General features: G+C 46.8%; 1 protein-coding gene. It reads left to right on the plus strand.

Features of this window, described 5'->3' with window-relative positions; translation table 11 throughout:
• The first annotated feature begins 10 nt into the window (after window positions 1–10).
• Entirely contained in the window at window positions 11–11,959 is an 11,949-nt protein-coding gene (gene bamA / locus BZ167_RS00140; protein WP_077391889.1) for a bacillomycin D hybrid PKS/NRPS BamA, read from the plus strand.

Consider the following 11,959-nt stretch of genomic DNA (forward strand, 5'->3'; position numbering starts at 1 on the left):
GAGGGGACCTATGTATACCAGTCAATTCCAAACCTTAGTAGATGTCATTCGGGAAAGAAGCAATATCTCTGATCGCGGGATCCGTTTTATCGAATCCGATAAAAACGAGACGGTTGTCTCTTATCGCCAATTGTTTGAAGAGGCGCAAGGGTATCTTGGCTATTTACAGCATCTCGGCATTAAGCCGAAGCAGGAAATTGTATTTCAAATCCAAGAAAACAAATCATTTGTCGTTGCTTTTTGGGCTTGTATATTAGGAGGAATGATTCCGGTGCCGGTCAGTATCGGAGAAGATGATGACCATAAGCTGAAGGTCTGGCGCATTTGGAATATATTAAATCATCCGTTTCTGATTGCCTCTGAAAAAGTATTGGACAAAATAAAGAAATACGCTGCAGAACACGATTTACAGGATTTCCATCATCAATTAAACGAAAAATCTAACGTCATTCAAGATCAAACCTACGATTACCCCGCTTCATTTTATGAACCTGATGCGGATGAACTCGCCTTTATCCAATTTTCTTCAGGATCGACAGGAGATCCAAAAGGAGTCATGTTAACGCATCACAACTTAATACATAACACGTGTGCCATTGGGACTGCCCTACACGTTCATTCGAAAGACTCTTTCTTATCATGGATGCCCTTAACGCATGATATGGGGCTCATCGCCTGCCACCTTGTTCCCTTCATAACCGGAATCAATCAAAATCTGATGCCTACAGAGTTATTTATTCGCAGACCTATTCTTTGGATGAAAAAAGCTCATGAACATAAAGCCAGTATTCTATCCTCTCCTAATTTCGGATACAACTACTTCCTTAAATTTCTGAAAAACGAACCAGACTGGGATTTATCCCACATCAAGGTCATCGCAAACGGTGCAGAACCGATATTGCCGGAGCTCTGTGACGAATTTTTGAAAAGATGCGCAGCATTCAATCTGAAAAGATCCGCCATTTTGAATGTTTACGGTTTAGCGGAAGCGTCGGTCGGCGCAGCATTCTCTAAATTAGGTGAAGAATTCGTTCCCGTTTATTTGCATCGTGACTATTTAAATCTTGGTGAAAGAGCTGTAAAAGTCAGCAAAGAAGACCAAAATTGCGCTTCATTCGTCGAGGTGGGACAACCTATTGACTATTGTCAGCTTCGGATCTCCGATGAAACAAATGAAAGAGTAGAAGACGGAATCATCGGCCATATCCAGATCAAAGGAGACAATGTAACGCAAGGGTATTATAACAACCCAGAGAGTACGGAAAAAGCGCTGACTTCTGACGGCTGGGTAAAAACGGGAGACCTCGGATTCATTAGTGAAAGTGGTAACTTAGTCGTAACCGGAAGAGAAAAGGACATTATTTTCGTGAACGGAAAAAATATCTACCCGCACGATATTGAACGGGTCGCGATTGAAATGGAAGAGGTTGACTTAGGAAGGGTTGCCGCCTGCGGTGTATATGATCAAAAGACGCAAAGCGGAGAAATTGTGCTCTTTGTTGTTTACAAAAAATCACCTGAAAAATTCGCACCGCTTGTCAAAGAGATAAAAAAGCATTTGTACAAGCGGGGCGGCTGGAGCATAAAAGAAGTCCTTCCGATCCGAAAACTCCCTAAAACAACCAGCGGAAAGGTTAAACGCTACGAACTTGCCAGACAGTATGAGGCAGGGAATTTTTCAACAGAGTCTGCCGCCATCAATGAATGTTTGGAGAGCAGTCCGGAAACATCCGGACAGACACCCATTCATGAGATAGAAACGGAATTGCTGTCTATCTTTTCCGATGTGCTCAACGGGAAAAAGGTTCACCTCGCTGACAGTTATTTTGATATGGGAGCAAATTCATTACAGTTATCGCAGATTGCCGAGCGCATAGAACAGAAATTCGGACGCGAGCTTGCCGTTTCAGATCTCTTTACGTATCCTTCTATCACTGATTTAGCGGCATATCTGTCTGAAAGCCGGGCTGAAATCAAGCAGGACGCGGCAGCGAAACCAAGCCATGTGACACCGAAAGATATCGCCATTATCGGGATGTCGCTCAATGTCCCGGGAGCGTCAACGAAAAGTGATTTTTGGAATCTGCTTGAAAAAGGTGAGCACAGCATTCGAGAATACCCCGAATCCCGGCTGAAAGATGCGGCGGATTATTTAAAATCCATCCAAAGCGAGTTCAATGAGAGTCAGTTTGTGAAGGGCGGCTATTTAGATGAAATCGACCGCTTTGATTATTCGTTCTTCGGTTTAGCCCCTAAAGCGGCTCAGTTTATGGACCCTAACCAAAGACTGTTTTTGCAGTCTGCATGGCATGCGATTGAAGATGCGGGCTATGCCGGCGGCAGCATGAACGGGAGCCGTGTCGGGGTATATGCGGGGTACTCGAAGGTGGGCTACGATTATGAACGTCTCCTTTCTGCGAATTATCCGGAGGAACTTCATCAATATATCGTGGGCAATCTCCCTTCCGTGCTAGCCAGCCGAATCGCTTATTTCTTAAATTTAAAAGGGCCGGCGGTCACAGTGGATACGGCATGCTCCTCATCGCTTGCCGCCGTTCATATGGCATGCAAATCTTTAATATCCGGCGATTGTGAAATGGCCCTTGCCGGAGGTATCCGAACATCGCTCTTGCCGATCTGTATCGGACTTGATATGGAATCTTCGGACGGGTACACGAAAACGTTCAGCAAAGATTCAGACGGCACGGGCACAGGTGAAGGCGCGGCCGCAGTCCTGCTAAAACCTTTGCAGGATGCTGTTCGCGACGGAGACCATATTTACAGCGTAATCAAGGGAAGCGCGCTGAATCAAGACGGAACAACCGCCGGGATTACAGCACCGAATCCGGCAGCTCAGACTGAGGTCATTGAAACGGCTTGGAAAGACGCGGGCATTGCTCCTGAAACACTGTCTTTCATTGAAGCGCATGGCACCGGAACGAAGCTCGGTGATCCGGTTGAATTTAACGGACTTTGTAAAGCGTTTGAAAAGTATACGGCAAAAAAACAATTTTGTGCGATTGGTTCTGTTAAATCGAACATCGGTCATTCGTTTGAAGCGGCAGGCATCGTCGGGCTGATCAAATCTGTCCTCATGCTGAATCACAAGAAAAATCCGCCGTTAGCGCACTTTAATGAACCTAATCCGCTCATTCATTTTCACTCATCACCATTTTATGTGAATCAGGAAGTTTCGGAGTTCACATCGGGTGATGAGCCGCTGCGAGGCGGAGTCAGCTCATTTGGCTTTAGCGGAACGAACGCTCATGTGGTACTGGAAGAATATATTTCTCAAAGTGAGTATGCACCCGAGGATGAACATGGGCCGCACCTGTTTGTTTTATCCGCTCATACTGAAAAATCACTCTATGAACTCGCACAGCAGTACCGGCAATATGTATCGGATGACAGCCAAGCTTCATTAAAGTCCATTTGCTATACAGCAAGTACGGGCAGGGCTCATTTGGATCATGGCATTGCCATGATTGTATCCGGTAAACAAGAACTATCGGATAAGCTGACCTGCCTGATTCAGGGAGACAGAAACCTTCCCGGTGTATACATCGGTTACAAGAATATGAAGGAAATGCTGCCTGCCCATAAAGAAGAGCTGAATCAACAAGCAGCCGCTCTGATTAAGCAGCGTTTACGTACGCAAGATGAACGGATCACATGGCTGCATCGCGCAGCCGAATTATTTGTGCAAGGAGCCGTTATCGATTGGCGCGCGCTTTATTCCGGTGAAACTGTACAAAAGACGCCATTGCCCCTGTATCCGTTTGAACGGAACCGATGCTGGGCTGAAGCTGACCAATTGCGCTTAAACGAGGGCGAAAAGAAAGGAGGAGCAGCATTGAATATCAATCAATCGAAGGCGCATATTGAATCCTTCCTGAAAACTGTAATCAGCAATGCTTCGGGGATCAGGGGAGAGGAACTCGATCTGAATGCTCATTTTATCGGGCTCGGAATGGATTCTATCATGCTGTCACAGGTCAAAAAAGCCATCGCGGACGAATTTGGGGCAGATATCCCGATGGATCGTTTTTTTGATACGTTGACCAACCTTCAAAATGTCATAGATTACTTGGCTGATACCGTTCCATCGTCCTTTGCATCCGCTCCGCCTCAAGAGAATGTTCCGGCGCAGGAAAAACAGGTCATTTTAGAAGCGCAGCCTGAATCGGATCGCAGAGATGGTCATCAAGAGCATACGCTCGAAAAAATAATCGCTTCTCAGAATCAATTAATTCAGGATACCTTGCAAGCTCAATTAAATAGCTTTAATTTGTTGAGAAACAGCGGACATCATTCCGATGAGAAAGAATACGCTAAAGCGCAAGAGAAATCAATTCCTTCTGTCAAGCAGGGGCCTCCGACCGTCACTGCAGAAAAGAAAGCGGCTCAAGAAGCGAAACCCTATGTTCCTTTCCAGCCTCAGAACCTGAATGATCAGGGACACTATACCGCACGGCAAAAACAATACTTAGAAGATTTCATCAAGAAATACGCCGATAAAACGAAAGGTTCCAAACAATATACGGACAACACCCGATTTGCTCATGCAAACAACCGCAATTTGTCCAGCTTCCGTTCGTATTGGAAGGAAATCGTATACCCGATTATCGCCGAACGTTCTGACGGTTCTAAAATGTGGGATATTGACGGAAATGAATATATCGATATCACCATGGGATTCGGGGTTAACCTGTTCGGGCATCATCCTTCCTTTATTACACAGGTTATCGATGATTCAACCCGTTCATCATTGCCTCCGCTCGGCCCGATGTCAGATGTCGCCGGTGAAGTTGCCGACCGGATCCGCACATGTACCGGAGTGGAAAGGGTCGCTTTCTATAATTCCGGAACAGAGGCCGTCATGGTTGCCCTGCGTTTGGCGCGGGCGGCAACAGGAAGAAAGAAAGTCGTGGCGTTCTCGGGATCTTATCACGGCACGTTTGACGGCGTATTAGGGGTAGCCGGCACAAAAGGCGGGGCTGCGTCTGCGAATCCGCTGGCTCCGGGCATACCGCAGAGCTTTATGGATGATTTGATTATTTTACATTACAACAATCCCGATTCGCTGGACGTGATCCGCAGTCTTGGTGATGAATTGGCAGCCGTACTGGTAGAACCGGTACAAAGCCGCAGACCGGATTTGCAGCCGCGGGCATTTTTGAAAGAATTGCGGGCGATCACGCAGCAATCCGGAACAGCTCTCATTATGGATGAAATTATTACCGGATTTCGGATCGGTCTTGGCGGCGCACAGGAATGGTTCGGCATTCAGGCTGATTTAGTGACCTACGGAAAAATCATCGGCGGCGGACAGCCGTTAGGGGCAGTTGCCGGAAAAGCTGAGTTCATGAATGCGATCGACGGGGGTACCTGGCAGTATGGGGACGATTCCTACCCGCAAGACGAGGCGAAACGCACGTTTGTGGCCGGCACCTTCAATACTCACCCGCTTACCATGAGGATGTCATTAGCCGTCCTTCGCCATTTACAAACCGAAGGAGAACATCTGTATGAGCAGCTTAATCAAAAAACAGCCTACCTGGTCGATGAGCTGAATCGCTGCTTCGAACAAGCGCAAGTGCCTATCCGCATGGTTCGATTCGGTTCTTTATTCCGGTTTGTCTCATCGCTTGATAATGACTTGTTCTTTTACCATCTCAACTATAAAGGGGTCTATGTATGGGAGGGACGCAACTGCTTCTTGTCTGCAGCGCATACCGCGGATGATATCGAAAATATTATTCAAGCGGTGAAAGACACGGTGGAGGATCTTCGCCGAGGCGGATTTATTCCGGAAGGCCCGGATTCCCCTGATGGCGGAGGCCGTAAAAAGTCCGGGACGCGCGAGCTTTCACCTGAACAAAAGCAGTTGGTTATGGCATCCCATTACGGGAATGAAGCTTCCGCCGCTTTAAACCAGTCCATTATGCTGAAAGTGAAGGGCGAACTGCAGCATACACCATTAAAACAAGCCGTCCGGCATATCGTTGACCGTCATGAAGCTTTACGTACGGTGATTCATCCCGATGACGAGGTGCAGCAAGTGCAGGAACGGATGAATATAGATATACCTGTCATTGATTTTACCGGTCTCCCGCATGAACATCGGGAGCCGGAAATCCAAAAATGGCTGACAGAAGATGCCAAGCGGCCGTTTCATTTCCATGAACAAAAGCCTTTGTTTAGAATCCATGTGCTTACATCGGCTCACAATGAACATCTGATTGTGCTCACGTTCCATCACATCATTGCCGATGGATGGTCAATCGCCGTTTTTGTTCAAGAACTGGAGAGCAACTACGCGGCAATCGTACAAGGAAAACCGATTTCACCGAAAGAGGCAGATGTTTCGTTTCGCCAATACTTAGACTGGCAGCAGGCACAGATTGACAGCGGCCAGTATGAAGAAGGGGTCCGTTATTGGCGGCGTCATTTCTCTGAACCGATACAGCAGCCAATTCTGCCGAGCACAGCTTCTGTCCGTTATCCGAACGGGTATGAGGGAGACCGGTGTACCGTCAGGCTTGGACGGCCATTGAGCGAGGCTTTAAGGTCATTAAGCATTCAGATGAAAAATAGCGTATTTGTGACGATGCTGGGTGCATTTCATCTTTTTCTGCACCGGCTTACCAAACAGTCAGGCCTTGTGATCGGGGTCCCCGCAGCAGGTCAATCGCATATGAAACAGCATGATCTGATTGGAAATTGCGTCAATATGATTCCGGTGAAGAACACGTCTTCTTCAGAAAGCACTTTATCCGGTTATCTTGGCAGTATGAAAGAAAGCGTGAATCTTGCAATGCGGCACCAAGCCGTCCCGATGACACTGGTGGCCAGAGAGCTTCCGCACGATCAAGTGCCGGATATGCGTATTATCTTTAATTTAGACAGGCCTTTTCGAAAGCTGCATTTCGGAAAGGCGGAGGCGGAGCCCGTTGCATACCCGGTAAAATGCACCCTGTACGATTTATTTCTTAACATAACTGACGCGCATCAAGAATATGTTCTTGATTTCGACTTTAATACGAACGTCATCAGTCCGGAAATCATGAAAAAGTGGGGAGCGGGTTTTACAAAATTGCTGCAAAAAATGGTTGAGGGAGATTCAATCCCTCTTAACGCCATGATAATGTTTTCCGATGAAGAACAGCATGCTTTACAAGCACTTTACGCCGAACACCAGAAGCGGGTCTCTTCAATAGGAAGCAATACGGCAAATTTTACTGAAGCCTATGAGGCGCCGGTAAATGAAACGGAACGGCAGCTGGCGCGGATTTGGGAGGAACTTTTCGGCCTTGAACGGGTTGGCAGATCAGATCGCTTCCTGGCTCTGGGGGGAAACTCACTCCAGGCAACGCTTATGCTTTCCAAAGTTCAGAAGACATTTCATCAAAAGGTTTCCATCGGACAATTTTTCAATCACCAGACTGTTAAGGAATTAGCACGTTTCATTCAGAACGAAACGAAAGTCGTGCACCTCCCGATGAAGGCTGCCGAGAAAAAAGCGTATTACCCGACATCGCCGGCACAGCAAAGAGTATATTTCGTGCACCAACTGGAACCGGATCAGCTGGCGCAAAATATGTTCGGCCACATATCAATAACAGGGAAGTACGATGAGCAGGCCCTGATCTCATCTCTTCAACAAGTGATGCAGCGGCACGAAGCGTTTCGCACGTATTTCGACATTATAGATGGCGATATCGTTCAGAAACTTGAAAACGAAGTTGATTTTAACGTTCATGTCCGGGCAATGAGCCGGGAAGAATTTGATGCCTATTCAGACCGGTTTGTAAAACCGTTCCGCCTGGATCAAGCTCCGTTAGTTCGTGCAGAGCTGATCAAGATTGAAAACGAGCAGGCCGAACTGCTCATCGATATGCATCATATCATTTCGGACGGTTATTCCGTCAACATCCTTACAAATGAATTGCTGGCTTTATATCATCAGAAACCATTACCGGACATTGAATTTGAATATAAAGATTTCGCAGAATGGCAAAACCAACGGCTGAATGACGATGCCATGAAGCGGCAGGAGACATATTGGCTGGAACAATTTCAAGACGAAATTCCCATCCTTGACCTGCCGACAGACGGTTCAAAAGCGGCAGAACGGTCTTCTGAGGGACAGCGTGTGACATGCTCCTTACAGCCGGATGTCATCCGTTCGCTTCAAGACTTGGCGCAAAAGGCGGAAACGACTCTCTATACGGTGCTTCTGGCCGCCTATAATGTGCTGCTTCATAAATATACGGGACAAGAAGACATTGTCGTAGGCACGCCTGCTTCAGGAAGAAATCATCCGGATATCGAAAAAATCATCGGTATTTTCATACAAACCATCGGAATCCGGACGAAGCCGCACGCCAATAGAACGTTTACGGATTATCTGGAAGAAGTAAAGCGGCAGACGCTTGACGCTTTCGAAAACCAAGACTATCCATTCGACCGGCTTGTGGAGAAATTAAATGTACAGCGGGAAACAACCGGAAAGTCTCTGTTTAACACGATGTTTGTGTTTCAAAACATTGAATTTCATGAAATCCGGCACAATGAATGTACATTTAAAGTGAAAGAACGAAATCCAGGGGTCTCTTTATATGATTTGATGCTCACGATCGAAGATGCCGGTCAACAGATAGAGATGCATTTTGATTATAAACCGGGACGATTCACAAAAGACACCATTGAACAGATCACCAGACACTATACCGCCATTTTAAACAGCCTTGTTGAGCAGCCGGAGGTGACATTGTCTTCCGTTCCTATGCTGTCTGAAACCGAACGGCATCAACTGCTGACGGAGTGTAATGGCACAAAGACGCCGTATCCGCATAAGGAAACGGTATATCGGTGGTTTGAAATGCAGGCGGAACAGAGTCCCGATCATGAAGCCGTTATTTTTGGCAATGAGCGGTATACGTACAGACAGCTCAATGAACGGTCGAACCGATTGGCGCGGACGTTACGGACAAAAGGCGTACAAGCGGATCAATTCGTTGCCGTCATCTGCCCGCATCGGATCGAGCTGATTGTCGGAATTTTGGCTGTTCTGAAAGCCGGCGGCGCATACGTGCCCATTGATCCTGAATATCCGGAAGATCGGATCCAATATATGCTGAGAGATTCAAGGGCGGAGGTTGTGTTGACACAGCGCAGCCTGCTGGATCAATTACCGTATGATGGTGACGTTGTGCTTTTGGATGAGGAAAACTCATACCATGAGGATCACTCGAATCTTGAATCGGACAGCGATGTGCATGATTTGGCCTATATGATCTATACGTCAGGTTCGACGGGAAACCCAAAAGGTGTACTCATTGAGCATCAGGGACTGGCTGATTATATTTGGTGGGCGAAAGAGGTTTATGTAAGAGGTGAGAAAACCAACTTCCCATTATACTCTTCCATCTCTTTCGATCTGACTGTGACCTCGATATTTACACCGCTGGTTACGGGAAATACCATCATTGTCTTTGACGGCGAAGATAAAAGCGCTGTGCTTTCTGAGATTATGCGGGACTCAAGAATAGACATGATCAAATTGACCCCGGCACATCTGCACGTCATCAAGGAGATGAATATCGCTGGCGGCACCGCAATACGGAAAATGATTGTCGGCGGAGAAAATTTAAGCACCCGTCTGGCCAAAAGTGTCAGCGAGCAGTTTAAAGGCCGGCTGGACATTTTCAATGAATACGGACCGACGGAAGCTGTCGTCGGATGTATGATTTATCAGTTCGACGCAGAACGGGACAAGCGGGAATTTGTACCGATCGGCACTCCGGCTGCCAACACGGATATTTATGTGGCCGATGCAAGCAGAAACCTGGTTCCCATCGGGGTAATCGGCGAAATATATATCAGCGGACCGGGTGTTGCCAGAGGGTATTGGAACCGCCCGGATTTAACGGCAGAGAAATTTGTTGAAAACCCGTATGTCCCGGGAGCGAAGATGTACAAATCAGGGGATTTGGCTAAGCGATTGAAGGACGGAAATCTTGTATATATCGGGCGCGTTGATGAACAAGTCAAAATCAGGGGACACCGAATCGAGCTTGGTGAAATTGAAGCAGCGATGCATAACGCGGAAGCGGTGCAAAAAGCCGCGGTTACAGTGAAAGAAGAAGAAGACGGCTTAAAACAATTATGCGCGTATTACGTAAGCGACAAGCCTATAGCGGCTGCGCAGCTTAGGGAACAATTGTCATCGGGGCTTCCGGACTACATGGTTCCGTCCTATTTTGTCCGTCTGGAGCATATGCCGTTAACGTCCAACGGGAAAATAAACCGTAAGGCACTGCCTGCACCGGAATCGAGTCTGCAGCAGACAGCTGAATATGTTCCGCCGGGTAATGAGACGGAGTCCAAACTGACAGATTTATGGAAGGAAGTGCTTGGAATAAGCCATGCGGGGATCAAACATAATTTCTTTGATCTCGGAGGCAACTCCATCCGAGCGGCTGCCTTAGCCGCCAGAATTCACAAAGAGCTGGATGTGAATCTGTCTCTCAAAGACATATTCAAGTTTCCTACCATTGAACAATTGGCTGACAAGGCGTTACACATGGACAAAAATCGATATGTACCGATTCCGGCTGCAAAGGAAATGCCATATTATCCGGTTTCTTCAGCTCAGAGGCGGATGTATTTATTAAGTCACACAGAAGGCGGCGAGCTGACTTACAATATGACGGGTGCCATGAATGTGGAAGGGACGATCGATCCCGAACGGTTAAACGCCGCTTTCCGAAAATTAATCGCGCGTCATGAAGCGTTGCGGACCAGCTTTGATTTATATGAAGGCGAGCCGGCACAGCGTATTCATCAGTACGTCGACTTTACGATAGAACGGATTCAAGCAAGCGAAGAAGAAGCGGAAGACCGTGTGCTTGATTTCATCAAAGCGTTTGACTTAGCCAAACCGCCGCTGATGCGGGCCGGACTGATTGAAATTGAACCTGCGCGGCACGTGCTTGTGGTTGATATGCATCATATCATTTCTGACGGCGTGTCCGTCAATATTCTGATGAAAGATTTAAGCCGAATCTACGAGAGGAACGAACCGGGCCCGCTCTCTATTCAATATAAAGACTTTGCAGTTTGGCAGCAATCGGACCTTCAGAAACGGAACATCAAGAGCCAGGAAGCGTATTGGCTGGATCAGTTTCACGGTGATATTCCTGTACTGGATATGCCTGCGGATTATGAGCGACCTGCCATACGCGATTACGAAGGCGAATCATTTGAATTTCTTATACCCGAACACTTGAAACAGCGTTTAAGCCAAATGGAAGAAGACACAGGAGCAACACTGTATATGATTTTATTGGCAGCCTATACGATTCTTTTATCCAAATACAGCGGACAAGAAGATATTATCGTAGGAACGCCATCTGCCGGGCGGACTCATTTAGATGTAGAGCCGGTCGTGGGAATGTTCGTCAATACGTTAGTCATTCGCAATCACCCGGCGGGCCGTAAAACATTTGATGCCTACTTAAATGAAGTAAAAGAAAACATGCTGAACGCCTATAAAAATCAAGACTATCCGTTGGAAGAATTAATTCAGCATCTGCATCTTCCAAAAGATTCAAGCCGCAATCCTTTATTCGATACGATGTTTGTGCTGCAAAATCTTGATCATGCTGAATTGACTTTCGATTCCCTTCAACTCAAGCCGTATCCATTTCATCATCCGGTTGCCAAATTCGATTTGACCTTGTCGATTCAGGCGGACCGCGACAACTATCACGGACTGTTTGAATATTCGAAAAAACTGTTTAAGAAAAGCAGAATCGAGGTTTTATCAAACGACTACTTACACATCCTATCGGAGATTTTGGAACAGCCAAGCATTCTAATCGAACATATCGGATTGAGCGGAAGCAATGAGGAAGAAGAGAACGCGCTTGATTCTATTCAATTGAACTTTTAG

The sequence above is a fragment of the Bacillus sp. 275 genome (assembly GCF_001999205.1).
Taxonomy (GTDB): domain Bacteria; phylum Bacillota; class Bacilli; order Bacillales; family Bacillaceae; genus Bacillus; species Bacillus velezensis.

Coding starts and splice junctions, on each gene's coding strand:
- bamA (WP_077391889.1), top strand. CDS start 11: ATGTATACCAGTCAATTCCAAACCTTAGTAGATGTCATTCGGGAAAGA.